General features: G+C 63.5%; 11 protein-coding genes and 1 tRNA gene. 6 read left to right on the forward strand and 6 right to left on the reverse strand.

All coding sequences use genetic code 11. The features are described from left to right. Window positions 1-187 precede the first annotated feature (187 nt). Genes ppsA through ACFO3A_RS10210 form a run of 3 tightly spaced genes read left to right on the forward strand, consistent with a single transcriptional unit; the run spans window position 188 to window position 5,000 of the window. Window positions 188-2,578: a phosphoenolpyruvate synthase gene (gene ppsA, locus ACFO3A_RS10200; RefSeq protein WP_377726077.1), complete on the forward strand. Its 2,391-nt coding sequence runs from the start codon at window positions 188-190 to the stop codon at window positions 2,576-2,578. A gap of 18 nt (window positions 2,579-2,596) precedes the next feature. Then, a complete protein-coding gene (locus ACFO3A_RS10205) occupies window positions 2,597-2,938 on the forward strand; it encodes a DUF4212 domain-containing protein (RefSeq protein WP_377726078.1) in 342 nt (113 codons plus the stop codon). Beyond that, entirely contained in the window at window positions 2,922-5,000 is a 2,079-nt protein-coding gene (locus tag ACFO3A_RS10210) for a VC_2705 family sodium/solute symporter (protein WP_377726079.1), read from the forward strand. The genes ACFO3A_RS10205 and ACFO3A_RS10210 overlap by 17 nt, the downstream gene beginning before the upstream one ends. A 170-nt stretch (window positions 5,001-5,170) precedes the next feature. Here ACFO3A_RS10210 and efp read toward each other — a convergent pair whose 3' ends face one another. The 5 genes from efp to ACFO3A_RS10235 form a co-directional block, all read right to left on the reverse strand. Then, a complete protein-coding gene (gene efp / locus ACFO3A_RS10215; protein ID WP_377726080.1) occupies window positions 5,171-5,725 on the reverse strand; it encodes an elongation factor P in 555 nt (184 codons plus the stop codon). A 102-nt stretch (window positions 5,726-5,827) separates the two neighbouring features. Next, the gene (earP, locus tag ACFO3A_RS10220; protein WP_377726082.1) at window positions 5,828-6,910 is read right to left on the reverse strand and encodes an elongation factor P maturation arginine rhamnosyltransferase EarP; all 1,083 of its coding nucleotides are present in this window, start codon (window positions 6,908-6,910) and stop codon (window positions 5,828-5,830) included. 46 nt (window positions 6,911-6,956) lie between these two features. Next, window positions 6,957-7,033 (reverse strand) — tRNA-Val (locus tag ACFO3A_RS10225). 42 nt (window positions 7,034-7,075) lie between these two features. Further along, window positions 7,076-9,256 (reverse strand): RelA/SpoT family protein, encoded by a 2,181-nt coding sequence (locus tag ACFO3A_RS10230; protein WP_377726221.1) that lies wholly within the window; start codon window positions 9,254-9,256, stop codon window positions 7,076-7,078. A 119-nt stretch (window positions 9,257-9,375) separates the two neighbouring features. Further along, window positions 9,376-10,308 (reverse strand): alpha/beta fold hydrolase, encoded by a 933-nt coding sequence (locus tag ACFO3A_RS10235; protein ID WP_377726084.1) that lies wholly within the window; start codon window positions 10,306-10,308, stop codon window positions 9,376-9,378. An 84-nt stretch (window positions 10,309-10,392) separates the two neighbouring features. Between ACFO3A_RS10235 and ACFO3A_RS10240 the strand changes: the two genes are divergently transcribed. The 3 genes from ACFO3A_RS10240 to ACFO3A_RS10250 all read left to right on the forward strand — a co-directional run bounded on the left by ACFO3A_RS10240 (window position 10,393) and on the right by ACFO3A_RS10250 (window position 13,523). Beyond that, the gene (locus ACFO3A_RS10240) at window positions 10,393-11,175 is read left to right on the forward strand and encodes a 3-hydroxybutyrate dehydrogenase (RefSeq protein ID WP_377726086.1); all 783 of its coding nucleotides are present in this window, start codon (window positions 10,393-10,395) and stop codon (window positions 11,173-11,175) included. 189 nt (window positions 11,176-11,364) lie between these two features. Next, a complete protein-coding gene (gene ompR / locus ACFO3A_RS10245) occupies window positions 11,365-12,096 on the forward strand; it encodes an osmolarity response regulator transcription factor OmpR (protein ID WP_377726088.1) in 732 nt (243 codons plus the stop codon). Then, entirely contained in the window at window positions 12,096-13,523 is a 1,428-nt protein-coding gene (locus tag ACFO3A_RS10250) for an ATP-binding protein (RefSeq protein WP_377726090.1), read from the forward strand. The genes ompR and ACFO3A_RS10250 overlap by 1 nt, the downstream gene beginning before the upstream one ends. 104 nt (window positions 13,524-13,627) lie before the next feature. On the opposite strand, the gene ispF is transcribed toward ACFO3A_RS10250, so the two are convergent. After that, a complete protein-coding gene (ispF, locus tag ACFO3A_RS10255) occupies window positions 13,628-14,122 on the reverse strand; it encodes a 2-C-methyl-D-erythritol 2,4-cyclodiphosphate synthase (protein ID WP_377726092.1) in 495 nt (164 codons plus the stop codon). Window positions 14,123-14,147: the final 25 nt, after the last annotated feature.

Consider the following 14,147-nt stretch of genomic DNA (forward strand, 5'->3'; position numbering starts at 1 on the left):
CAGAAACTGCCGGGGTTTGCCATCGTTTTTGCCGCCCGGCCCTACAATCGCCGATTATTTGCCAGATTCATGCGCCTGCCGGCACAAGTCCCAGAACGAAGAACAACCCCGCGACGGTTGCCAGGCAGACGCCATTTCCCCCGTGCCATATGGCCGGGGTGCCGGTTTTTTAACTTTGGAGTTTGTTATGTCTGAACGCTTTGCTGCGAATGCTCTGGTCGTGCCCTTCGAGCAGTTGCGCATGGAGGATGTCGAGGTTGTCGGCGGCAAGAACGCCTCGCTGGGCGAGATGATCTCGCAACTGCCCCAGGGCGTGCGCGTGCCCACCGGCTTTGCCACCACGGCCCACGCTTTCCGCCAGTTCCTGGCCTTCGAAGGGCTGTCGGAGCGCATTTCCGCCAAATTGAAGGCCCTGGATGTGGACGACGTGCGTGCCCTGGCGCAGGTCGGCGCGGAAATCCGCGCCCTGGTGGAAGCCCAGCCTTTCCCTGCCGATCTGGAAAAAGCCATCCGCGAAGCCTTCGACACCCTGCAGGGCGGCAACAGCGCGGCCTCGTTTGCCGTGCGTTCCTCGGCCACGGCGGAAGACCTGCCGGACGCCTCGTTTGCCGGCCAGCAGGAAACCTTCCTGAACGTCGTCGGCATCGAGGACGTGCTGCACAAGATGAAGGAAGTGTTCGCCTCGCTCTACAACGACCGTGCCATTTCCTACCGCGTCCACAAGGGCTTCGAGCATGACGTGGTGGCCCTGTCCGCCGGCGTGCAGCGCATGGTGCGCTCCGACCTGGGCGCCGCCGGCGTGATGTTCACCATCGATACCGAATCCGGTTTTGAAGACGTGGTGTTCATCACCTCCAGCTATGGCCTGGGCGAAACCGTGGTGCAGGGCGCAGTGAATCCGGACGAGTTCTACGTCCACAAGCCCATGCTGAAGGCTGGCAAGCAGGCGCTGATCCGCCGCAACCTGGGCAGCAAGCTGATCCAGATGGTGTTTGCCACCCCCGAGGAAAAAGCCGCCAGCGGCAAGCTGGTGAAAACCTGCGACGTGGCCCCCGAGCTGCGCAACCGCTATTCCCTGACCGATGCCGAAGTGCAGCAGTTGGCCCAGTACGCCCTGGTGATCGAGCAGCACTATGGCCGCCCGATGGACATCGAGTGGGGCAAGGACGGTACCGACGGCCAGCTCTACATCCTGCAGGCGCGTCCCGAAACCGTGAAAAGCCAGTCCAAGGGCCAGGCCGAGCTGCGCTACAAGCTCAAAGGCACCGGCACCGTGCTGGCCGAAGGCCGCGCCATCGGGCAGAAGATCGGCACCGGCACCGTGCGTCTGGTGGCCGACATCTCGCAAATGGACCAGGTGCAGGCGGGCGACGTGCTGGTCACCGACATGACCGACCCCAACTGGGAGCCGGTGATGAAGAAGGCCGCTGCCATCGTCACCAACCGTGGCGGGCGCACCTGCCACGCCGCCATCATTGCGCGTGAACTAGGCATTCCGGCCGTGGTCGGCTGCGGCGACGCTACCGCCCGCCTGAAAGACGGCACGCTGGTCACCGTCTCCTGTGCCGAAGGCGATACCGGCAAGATCTACGACGGCCTGATCGAAACCGAAGTGACCGAAGTGCAGCGCGGCGCCATGCCCGAAATCGCCACCAAGATCATGATGAACGTGGGCAACCCCCAGCTGGCCTTCGACTTCGCCCAACTGCCCAACGGCGGCGTGGGTCTGGCCCGCCTGGAGTTCATCATCAACAACAACATCGGCGTCCACCCCAAGGCCATCCTGGACTACCCGGCTGTCGATGCCGACCTGAAGAAAGCCGTCGAATCCGTGGCCCGTGGCCATGCCTCGCCGCGTGCCTTCTACGTGGACAAAGTGGCCGAAGGCGTGGCCACCATCGCTGCGGCTTTCTGGCCCAAGCCCGTCATCGTGCGCATGTCGGATTTCAAGAGCAACGAATACCGCAAGCTGATCGGTGGCAGCCGCTACGAGCCGGAAGAAGAAAACCCGATGCTGGGCTTCCGGGGCGCGGCGCGTTACATCTCGGACGACTTCGGCGAAGCCTTCAAGATGGAATGCGAAGCCCTGCGCCGCGTGCGCGAGGACATGGGCCTGACCAACGTGGAAGTGATGATTCCCTTCGTGCGCACCCTGGGCCAGGCCCAGCGCGTGACCGAGCTGCTGGCGGACAACGGCCTGAAGCGCGGTGAAAACAGCCTGAAGCTGATCATGATGTGCGAAGTGCCTTCCAACGCCATCCTGGCCGAGGAGTTCCTGGAATACTTCGACGGCTTCTCCATCGGCTCCAACGACCTGACCCAGCTCACCCTGGGTCTGGATCGCGACTCGGGCCTGGAACTGCTGGCCAAGGACTTCGACGAGCGCGACCCGGCCGTGCAGAAGATGCTCGAACGCGCCATTGACGCCTGCCTGAGCAAGGGCAAGTACGTCGGTATTTGCGGCCAGGGCCCTTCCGATCACCCCGACTTTGCCAAGTGGTTGGCCGACAAGGGCATCGTCTCGATCTCGCTGAACCCGGACACCGTGATCGAGACCTGGCAAAACCTGGCCAAGTAAGGCCGGTTCCAGCCCGCCGTGCCCGCGCATCCCCCTGCCCAGCATGACGAGGCCGTCGCCGACGAGGAGGGCGTGTTCCCTCCCGATCTGCATGACACCCACCACCTGTGGCTGAAAGCAATCCTGCTGGCAGTCTGGGTGGTGGTGGCGTTTGGCGGGACGTTTTTTGCGCGGCAACTGCAAGCCTGGGGCGATGGCGGGCAGTGGGGCTACTGGATGGCGGCGCAGGGCTCGGTACTGATCTTCATCGCCATCGTGGTGGTGTACTGCTGGGCCATGGCGCGGTTTGAACGCCGGGACGGGAAAGAGAACCCTGGCCCGGCCCCTCTCGACGGGTCTGCCGATGACACTTCATTCTGACGGCAAGGGCGCGGGGCGGTCTGCCGCACAACGCGCCTACCGGGGGCGCTGGCATCGGTTCGTCGGGCTTTACACCCTGGGGACGCTGGGCTTTCTGGCCTGGATGGCCTGGGCGGAGAGCCTGGGCCTGTCGCGCCAGTGGATTGGGCCGATTTTCCTGTTTGTCACGGTCATGGTGTATGCGCTGATCGGCATTTTCGGCCGTACCAGCAGCCCGGAAGAGTATTACGTGGCCGGGCGGCGCATTCCGCCGATTTACAACGGCATGGCCGCCGCTGCCGACTGGATGAGCGCGGCGTCCTTCATCAGCCTGGCCGGTGCCCTGTACCTGCAAGGCTTTGGCGGCACCCCGGAGCGGCCCGGGGGGCTGGCCTACGTGCTGGGCTGGACGGGGGGCTTCGTGCTGGTGGCCCTGCTGGTGGCCCCGCACCTGCGGGCCATGCGCCTGTATACCTTGCCCGATTTTTTCCAGCAGCGCTTTGGCGGCAGCTGGCCGCGCATCATTGCGGCGCTGGCTGCGGTGCTGTGTTCGTTCACCTACGTGGTGGCGCAGATTTACGGGGTGGGGCTGATTGCCTCGCGCCTGACCGGGGTGCAATTCGAGATCGGCGTCATGCTCGGCCTGGGCGGGGTGCTGGTGTGTTCTTTCCTGGGCGGGATGAAGGCGATCACCTGGACGCAGGTGTCGCAGTACATCGTTGTCCTGCTCGCCTTTCTGGCCCCCATGTCCTGGCTGGCGTACAAGCAGCTGGGCAACCCGGTGGCGGCGGTGGCGTACGACAGCCATTTGCAGGCCATTGCGGATATGGAGACGCAGTTGCTCGCCTCGCCCCAGGAGCTGCAGGTGCGCCGGGAGTTCGAGCGCCGCGCCCAGGTGCTGGAGTACAAGTTGAGCAATGTGGCCCAGACGCTGGAGCAGGAGCGCCAGGTGCTGCAGGAGCGGGTGCGTTACCTGCGCTCGATCCGCAGCGACATGGCGTCCATCGTCCAGGCCAACCGCGATCTGGCGGATTTGCCGCGGACCGAGGAGGAGGCTCAGGCGCTGTGGAAAGAGCAGATGCACGAGTACCGCCAGCGCTCCAAACCGCTCAGTGGCGTGCCGCGCCACACCCGGCCCTTTGCCGGCGACCCGGATGGTTCGCCCGAGGAGCAGGCACTGTTCGACAAGTCGCGGCGCAACTTTCTGGCGCTGATGTTCTGCCTGATGGTCGGCACGGCGGGCCTGCCGCACCTGCTCACGCGCTACTACACCACGCCTTCGGTGGCCGAGGCACGTACCTCGGTGGCGTGGTCGCTGTTTTTCATCGCCCTGCTGTATCTGAGCGCCCCGGCCCTGGCCGCCATGGTCAAGTACGAGGTGATGCACAACCTGGTCGGCGTGCGTTTCGATGAGCTGCCCACCTGGATTGCCCAGTGGTCGCGCGTCGATAGTTCGCTGCTGGCGGTCGAAGATGTCAATGGCGATGGCCGCCTGCAGTGGGGCGAAATCCGTCTGGGAGCCGACCTCATCATGCTGGCCACGCCGGAAATCGCGGGGCTGCCGTACGTCATGTCCGGGCTGGTTGCTGCCGGCGGGCTGGCGGCGGCGCTTTCGACCGCCGACGGCCTGCTGCTGACGATCAGCAACGCCCTGGTGCGCGACCTGTATTTCCAGGCCCGCCCGCACCAGGCCAGTACCGAGCAGCGCGTCATCGTTTCCAAGTTCGTGCTGATGGCAGTGGCCTTGGCCGCCGCCTTCGTGGCCAGCCGGCGTTCTTCGGATATCTTGCCGATGGTCACGGCCTCGTTCTCGGTGGCGGCCTCGGCCTTTGTTCCGGCCATGGTGCTGGGCATTTTCTGGCGCGGTACCAACCGTGTCGGGGCGGTCGCCGGGATGCTTTCGGGCCTGGGGGTGACGCTGTACTACATGCTTTCGCATACCGCCATGGTGCAGGCCGTGGTGCCCGCTGCCTGGCTGGCGGATGGCCTGTGGTGGGATATCCAGCCGATTTCCGCTGCCGTCTTCGGTGTGCCGGTCGGGGTGTTGGTCACGGTGGCAGTGAGCCGGTTTTATAAAAAATAGTAGCTTGTTCCGCTTTTCATACCTTGATTTCAGTCTCTTTCAATGCTGAAATCCTTATTGATGGAACGGAAAATGCTATCAAAATATGAATCATCGTTGGCAGCGAAATGCTGGAAAGCAAAAAGGCTTCCCGAAGGGGAAGCCTTTTTTGTGCAGCGCTGGCCGATGTTTTACACGCGCTTGCGGTATTCGCCGGTGCGGGTATCGACTTCGATCTTGTCGCCTTGATCGACGAACAGGGGCACGGCCACTTCGAAGCCGGTGGCGATCTTGGCGGGCTTGAGCACCTTGCCCGAGGTATCGCCCTTGACGGCCGGCTCGGTCCAGGTGATTTCACGCACCACGATGGTGGGCAGTTCCACCGAGATGGCCTTGCCTTCGTAGAACACCACTTCGGCGGTCATGCCGTCTTCCAGGAAGTTCAGGGCATCGGCCATGTTTTCGGCTTCGACTTCGTACTGGTTGTATTCCTCGTCCATCCACACGTACATGGGGTCGGCGAAGTAGGAGTAGGTGCACTCTTTCTTTTCGAGGATGACGTTGTCGATCTTGTCGTCGGCCTTGAACACCACTTCGGTGCCCATGTTGCCCAGCAGTGCCTTGAGTTTCATGCGGACGGTGGCAGCGCCACGGCCACCGCGGGCGTATTCGGTTTTCAGAACGATCATGGGGTCCTTGCCGTTCATGATGACGTTACCGGCGCGGATTTCTTGAGCGATTTTCATAATCTGTGAGGGGGAAAAGAAGGAAGAGGGGGAAGCACGCAGCGGTCAGAACGCACAGAAATGCAAGAAGGAATCGGCCACGGGCAGCAAAAGCTGCGGATTCTAACTTTTTTCGCTAATAAACATTTGCAATTGATCAATAAGGCTGTTTTGTGCCAGCAGGCGTGTCCGTGCCGCCTGGATGCAGTCCCGCCACTGCGCAAGCATGGGGCCATCCACCTGCGGCAGGGTCTGCGCATCGGCCATGCCATTCCAGGCGTAGTGAAAATCACGCAGGCTGGCCGGGGCGTGCAGCCAGTCCAGGAAGGCTTGCAGCTTGGCATGGTGGGCGTTGTCGTCCTGCGGGTAGATGTGCCAGACCAGGGGCTGCCCGGCCCACAGCGCCCGCACCAGCGAATCCTCGCCGCGCACCAGGTTCAGATCGCAGGCCCAGAGCAGCGCGTCAAAATCCGTTTGGCTGCAAGATTTCAGAAACAGGAGCTTCTCGCGCTTTGCCGGCAAAGGGTTCAGCCCCTTTTCATTCATGTTTTTCTGGACGGCGGCCGTGGCCCGCCCGGGGGTGACCAGTAATTGCCAGTCGGCGTGGGCGGTGCATTGCTGCAGCCAGTGTGGCAAGGCGGCAGGCTCGTAGCAAAACAGGGAGATCGCGACAGCATCGGCCCGCACACCGTGCTGCTGGCGCCATGCCTGGCGGTCGAATAGGGCCTGGCGCGGCAGTAAATCCGGCTCGCGCAGCAACCCGCCAGTGCCTGCCGTGAATCCGGGGTAGAAAAACCAGCGGGTCAGCCCTTGTCCGGGGCCGTGCAGGATGGGCGAGGGCAGGCGGTGGCAGCGCAGCACGTAGTCCTCGGCGCTCAGGTATTCCAGATTGAGCAGCGGTGCAGGCTGCCGGGCCAGTGCGTCCAGATAGGGCGCAGGCGCTGCGCAGCCGAATGCTTCCACTACGGCCTGTGGCGGGTGGCTGGCATCCCAGGGCGCGTCGTAGGGCAGCACCTGAACGCCGTCCAGCCCGTCGGGGGCCATCCAGGCCAGGGCGCTGGCATCGTCCACCCGCAAACGCACGGTGCAGCCGCGCTGGGCCAGATTGGCGGCCAGCCGCCAGCACACGCCAATATCGCCAAAATTATCAATGACTTGGCAAAAAATATCCCAGCGCAAAGGTGTTGCAGGAGGTGTTGCAGGCATGGAAATAAAAAAATCCCGCAACGGTGGTTGCGGGATTTTTTGAATTTGGTAGGCGCGATTGGATTCGAACCAACGACCCCCACCATGTCAAGGTGGTGCTCTAACCAACTGAGCTACGCGCCTGTCGTTGCGAAGATCGAATTTTAGCACCATTTTTGCGCTGTTTCATCTTCGGCGTGCAGATCGTACGCCGGGCACCCCCGCCACCTGCCCCAGCACCTTGGCCAGACGCACAGCGTCGGAAATTTCCACGGTGAACGTCATCCACGCCACGCCTTTGATCGACTGGGTCTGTACGCCGATCACATTGGTTTTTTCCCGGGCGAAAACCTCGGAAATATCCCGCAGCAAGCCCTGGCGGTCGCTGGCCTGCACGGCCACGTCCACCGGGTAGACGGCGGTCTTGGTATCGCTGCTGGGCTTGGTTTCGCCCCAGGTCACGTCGATCACCCGCTCCTGGTTGCGGGCGGCCATCTCGCGGAAGTTGCTGCAATCGGTGCGGTGTACGCTCACGCCCTTGCCCCGGGTGACGAAGCCGGCAATCGCATCCGGCGGTGCCGGGCGGCAGCACTTGGCCAGCTGGGTCATGAGGGAATCGACCCCCACCACCAGCACGCCGCCCTTGCTTGCGGTCGAGCGGGGCTTGCGCACCAGCGATTGCGGTTCGGTCGACTGGGGCTGCGTATCTGTGGGGCGCAACAGGGTTTCGATGTTGCGCAGGGAATACTCATCCTTGCCGACGACTTCAAACAGGGCGTCGGCCGACTTGAAGCCCAGTTGCAGTGCCAGATCGTCCAGCTTGAGCGCGGTCTTGCCTTCGCGCTGCAACAGCTTTTCCACCGCTTCGCGCCCACGGGCCACGGTTTCGTGCGTGGCCTGGGCATTGAACCAGGCCCGCACCTTGGCCTTGGCGCGGTTGCTGTGCAGATAGCCCAGATCGGGGTTGAGCCAGTCGCGCGAGGGGCGTCCTTCCCGAACGGTGATGATCTCCACGGTCTGCCCGCTTTGCAGCGTGGCATTGAGCGGCACCATGGAGCCGTCCACCCGGGCGCCCCGGCAGCGGTGTCCCAGATCGGTGTGCACGCTGTAGGCAAAGTCCACGGGTGTGCTGCCCTGGGGCAGCTCGATGACGGCGGCATCGGGGGTCAGCACGTAAATGCGGTCGTCGAACAGGCCTTTGTGTGCCGGGTCTTCGGACAAGTCTCTGCCCCAGGCAAGCAACTGGCGCAGCACGGCGATCTTGGCGTCGTACTGGCCGGTGGCGCTCACCCCGGCGTAGCCCTTGGTGCCAGCTTCCTTGTACGCCCAGTGGGCGGCCACGCCGTTTTCGGCATGGTCGTGCATGGTTTGGGAGCGGATCTGGATTTCGATGGCCTTGCCATTCTCGTCGCGCACCACGGTGTGCAGGGACTGGTAGCCGTTGGGTTTGGGGCGGGCGATGTAGTCGTCGAATTCCGATTCGATGGGCTTGAAGTGCTGGTGGACCCAGGACAGGGTGCTGTAGCAATCTTTGACCGTGGGCACCACGACGCGCAAGGCTCGGATGTCGAACAGCTGGTCGAAACTCAGGCGCTTGCCGCGCATCTTTTTCACGATGCTGTAAATGTGCTTGGGCCGCCCCTGCACGCTGGCGCTGATGCTGGCAGCCCGCAATTGTGCTTCGAGCTTTTGGCGCAGCTGTTCCAGGTAGACCTCGCGCTCGGCACGCTTTTCGTCCAGCAGCTTGGCGATTTCACGGTAGGTCTGCGGCTCCAGGAAACGGAAGGAGAGGTCTTCGATTTCCCACTTGATTTGCCAGATCCCCAGGCGGTTGGCCAGGGGGGCAAACACATGCAGCGCCTCGTGCGCCATGGCGGGGGCAATCGGCTGCTTGCTGGCGGCATACCAGCGCAAGGTTTGCAGGCGCGAGGCCAGGCGCAGCAATACCACGCGGACATCGCGCGAAAAACCCAGCAGCATTTTGCGCACCGTCTCGGTTTGCAGGTTGGGGTTATGTGCCTGGGCGACCAGCCGCTCGGCATTGCGTGATTGTTGCTGTACGCGCATGAGCTTGACGGTTTCCACGGCCAGCGAAGCAAAGTGCGGGCCGAACGCCTTGGTCAGCACCTCCAGCGGCTTGTTCAAATGCAGGCTGGCGTAGACCAGATAGACCGCTGCCTGCATTGTTTCCGAGCCGCCGATGCCCTGCAGGATGGCGGCCACCGCATCGGCATGGGCCAGCGTGCCTTCCCCGGTGGACAGGGTTTCCCCGGCCAGCAACGGCTCGGCAAAGCTGCGGGCCCGCACCAGGGCGTTGACCTGGCCGGGAATGGTGTTGGCCGTGGCAGCGATGAGGTCGGGCACCATCGCAACCGGCTTGGCAATGGCGTTCGGGGGCGCGACGTTCTCGCCCACGGTGGGTGGCAAGGAGGTTACGCTGCGCATGGAGTCTCCTGGCAGATGCCATTGATGGTGTCAGGCATGGATTACCCAAATAAGAATTCTTGCACCAGCGCCACTTGCTCTGGCTGCACCAAGGTGGGGGCGTGGCCGACGCCTTCAAGCGTGGCGCTGCGGGCTTGGGGGCCGCGCTGGGCCATTTCCTGTACGGTGGCGGTACTCAGCAGGTCCGACTCGGCCCCGCGCAGCACCAGGGTCTGGGCGGTGATGGCGTCGTACAGTGCCCACAACAAGGCTTCGCCCTGATCGACCTGCTCGCGTGACATGCCCTGCATCGGCACGGCGATTTGCGGGTCGTAATGCAGGCCGAAACCGCCTTGCGGCAAGGGCCGCAGCATGGGCGTACTCAGGGCCAGCCACTGGGCATCGGTATGCGGGCCGAAGCTGGCGGAAATGACCCGCATCAGCGCCGCCCCTTCGGCGACCGAATCGAAGCGCACCGGCTCGCCTACGTAGGCGCCGATACGCTGCAGCGCTGCCCACTCCAGGCGCGGGCCGACGTCGTTGAGCAGCAAACGCCGTACCGGGGCCGGTAGAGCCAGCCCGGGGGAGCCGGCCACCGCCATGCCGATCAGTCCGCCCATGCTGGTGCCGACCCAATCGAGGGTGCCGATCGGCGCCTGGGCATGCACATGCTGCAGCAGCACCAGCATGTCCGCCGTGTATTGCGGTACGCCGTAGGCCATGGGGTCGGCCAGCCAATCGCTGTGCCCGCGCCCGGCCATGTCGGGGCAGATGACGCGGGCATGGTGGCTGAGGGCCTCGGCCAGCACGTCGAAATCGCGCCCCTGGCGTGTCAGGCCATGCACGCAGACGATGACGTGGGGATGGTCGCTCTGGCCGGTCTGATTCCATTCCCAATACGCGAGACGGTGCAGGGCGATGCCATCCTGCACGGGCGGCACGGGACCGCAGGCTGCGCCAGGGCACAGTACGTAGTTCAGCCTAGGTTCAATCATGGTAGAAAACTCGCAGTGAGGCGTTTGATAATCGGCGCCTCATCCTAATTCATTCTTGTGCTATCAAAGACGGGAGAAGTCGCCATGCTTACAGGGAAAACAGCTTTAGTTACCGGATCGACCAGCGGCATTGGCCTGGGCATTGCCCAGGCCCTGGCCGCGCAAGGGGCGAACGTGGTGCTCAATGGTTTCGGCGATCACCAGAGCGCCATGGACGCCGTGCGCCAGGCTGGCGGCAACCGTGCCATCCAGGTGGATTACCACGGTGCCGACATGAGCAAGGCCGACGAGATTGCCGCCATGATGGCGTTCGCTGCCGAACGCTTTGGCTGTGTGGACATTCTGGTGAACAACGCCGGTATTCAGCATGTGGCGGCGGTGCAGGATTTCCCCGTGGAGAAGTGGGACGCCATTCTGGCCATCAACCTCTCCAGCGCCTTTCACACCACCCGGCTGGCGCTGCCCGCGATGCAGCAGGCCAACTGGGGGCGCATCATCAACGTGGCCTCGGTGCATGGCCTGGTGGCCTCGGCGCACAAGTCGGCCTACGTTGCGGCCAAGCACGGCATCGTCGGCCTGACCAAGGTGACGGCACTGGAAAATGCCACCACGGGCGTGACCTGCAATGCGATCTGCCCCGGCTGGGTGCTGACCCCCCTGGTGCAGAAGCAGGTGGACGCCAAGGCGGCCGAGCATGGCATGTCCAACGCCGAAGCGACCAAGCTGCTGCTGGGGGAAAAAGAGCCTTCGCTGCAATTCACCACCCCCGAGGAGCTGGGGGCGCTGGCCGTTTTCTTCTGCTCTGCGGCGGCCAACAACGTGCGCGGTGTAGCCTGGAATATGGATGGTGGCTGGGCAGCGCAATAAGCCTGTACCCGCATCCATGCCACGCTCTCGAGCCCGCCCGTTTCGGCGGGCTTCTTTTCGGCTGCGCCTGTTGGGGGCGGAGGGGAATTCTGTAACTTTTAGTCAGGTAAACAGAAAATAACATTTTCCCCTGGCGGAAGTCGGCACAATCCATCGCATCTACCCGCAAGGAAACGAAAGGAAGCCTTCATGTCCACCTCCCCGAATCGTGCCGACAAAATCATCGTGGTTGATGACGATGCCCGCATCCGCGATCTGCTGCGCCGTTATCTGACCCAGGAGGGGTTTGAAGTCTCCGTGGCCGAAGATGGCAAGGCCCTGGGCCGCTTGCTGCTGCGCGAGAGCGTGGATTTGATCGTGCTCGATTTGATGATGCCGGGCGAGGATGGCCTGTCGATTTGCCGGCGCCTGCGGGCGGCGCACGACCGCACGCCGATCATCATGCTCACGGCCAAGAGCGAGGATGTCGATCGCATCGTCGGCCTGGAAGTCGGTGCCGACGATTACCTGGGCAAGCCCTTCAACCCGCGCGAGCTGCTGGCCCGCGTTCATGCTGTCTTGCGCCGCCGTCCGCTGCAGGAGGCGCCGGGCGCTCCCAGCAACGACAACGAGGTGGTCAATTTCGGCGCCTTCAGCCTGGATCTGGGCACCCGGGTGCTGCAGAAGCATGGCGAGGAGCAGCCCCTGACCACCGGGGAGTTCGCCATGCTCAAGGCCCTGGTGCGCCACCCGCGCCAGCCCTTGTCGCGGGAAAAGCTGGCCCTGCTGGCCCGGGGCCGCGAGTTCGAGCCGTTTGACCGCAGCCTGGATGTCCAGGTCTCGCGCCTGCGCAAGCTGGTGGAAGAGGACGCGGCCAATCCGCGCTATATCCAGACCGTGTGGGGAGTGGGCTACGTCTTTGTTCCTGATGGAACACACTGATGCCGGCCAAGTCGAACCTGCGCAAGGTGGAGTTGAGCCTTTTCTGGCGCACTTTTTTCCTGCTGGCCATTCTGATGCTGTGCAGCACGGGCGGCTGGCTGCAGGCCCTGCGGGCGTTTGACGCGCAGCCGCACAGCCTGCAGACGGCGGAGCAGACGGCCTCGCTGGTCAACCTCAGCCGCGCTGCGCTGGAACATGCGGACGGCATCACCCAGGTGGCCCTGCTGAAAACCCTGGCGGACCAGGAAGGGCTGCGCATCCGCCAGCGCAAGGAGGACGATCGCTTTGCCCTTGTGGAACTGACGCCCGAGAACCAGCACCTGCTGAACACCATGCGCCAGCGCCTGGGGCCGGATACGCTGCTGGCCAGCGAGGTCAATGGCACACCGGGTGCCTGGGTGGGCTTCAACATCCACGACCAGCCGCATTGGCTGCTGCTCGACTCGCGTGATTCGTCGCCCGCGGCCGGGGGCAAGACCTGGCTGATCTGGCTTTTCGTGGCGCTGGTGCTGTCGTTGTCGGGCGCGGCCATGATTGCCGGGCTGATCAACCGGCCCCTGAAGCAGTTGCGCCAGGCGGCCAGCCGCGTGCGCGAAGGCGATTTTGTCGATAGCCAGCTGGACGAAGAGGCCGTGACCAGCGAGATCCGCGAGGTGAACATCGGCTTCAACCGCATGGCGCAAAAGCTTGCCAGCCTGGAGCAAGACCGGGCGGTGATGCTGGCCGGCATCTCGCACGACCTGCGCACCCCGCTGGCCCGCCTGCGTCTGGAAACCGAAATGAGCGTTACCGACGACATTGCCCGCCAGCATATGGTGGCCGACATCGTCCAGCTGGACGCTACGATCGACAAATTCCTGGACTACGCCCGCCCCGACCACGTGCGCCTGACGGCGATCAACCTACACCAGGTGATCTCCTCCTGCGTCTACGCCGTGCAGAACCACCACGAGCTGCAAATCGTCATGCAGGTGCCCGAGGACTGTTCCGTGCTTGCCGATGAGGTGGAACTGTCCCGGGTGATTTCCAACTTGCTGGAAAACGCCCGTCGCTACGGGAAAACCCCGGACACCGACATTGCCTACGTCGATATTTCAGTGCAGTTGCACCGCTCCGAGGCCCATTTGCTGGTGCGCGACCACGGTAGCGGCGTCCCGCCGGCGCAGTTGGCCAAGCTGATCGAGCCGTTCTTTCGCAGCGACACGGCCCGCACCGCCGCTGCCGGCGCGGGGCTGGGCTTGTCGATTGTGGACAAGACCGTGCAGCGCATGGGGGGACGCTTCGTCCTGCAAAACGCCGAGGACGGAGGGCTGGTCGCGCAGATTCACCTGCAGCGTGTCCACGATGACTGTCCCCAGGCCCAGCAACGCCTGCAGCGCCCGTCGGTCAAGCGCCAATTGCCGCCCGGGGTGGAAGGCGACAGTTGAAAGATAGTTGAGAAGTAATAGCTGCTTTCGCTTGTAAATAAACGATTTCAAGATAAATAAGCATTGAAATCGTTATTTGGAAAGCGGAAGCAGCTATTTTTTTATCAAGCTTCCTGGCGTACCAGCAGCGCGACGGCCCGCGCTTCCATCGAATGGCCCTGGCCGACGGGGCCGAGTTTTTCTGCCGTCTTGGCTTTCACATTCACCTGCTCGACCGCCACGCCCAGGGTCTGGGCAATGGTCTGGCACATGGCCGGGATGTGCGGCGCCAGCTTGGGGGCCTGCGCCACCACGGTGGCATCCAGATTCACCAGTTCCAGCCCGGCCAGGCGCACGCGGCGCATGGCCTCGTGCAGCAGCACGGCAGAGCTGGCACCGTAGAACTGGGCGTCGGTGTCCGGAAAATGCCGTCCGATATCGCCCAGGGCGGCCGCGCCCAGCACCGCATCGGTAATGGCGTGCAGCAGCACGTCCGCATCCGAATGCCCCAGCAGGCCGTGGCTGTGCGGCACCTGCACGCCGCCCAGCATCAGCGCCCGCCCGGGCACCAGGGCGTGGACATCCCAGCCTTCGCCAATGCGCAGATTCCGTAGATTCATTAAATTCATAGCTTGCTATGCAAAT

The organism is Comamonas nitrativorans (assembly GCF_042654765.1).
GTDB classification, from domain to species: Bacteria; Pseudomonadota; Gammaproteobacteria; order Burkholderiales; family Burkholderiaceae_C; genus Comamonas; species Comamonas nitrativorans.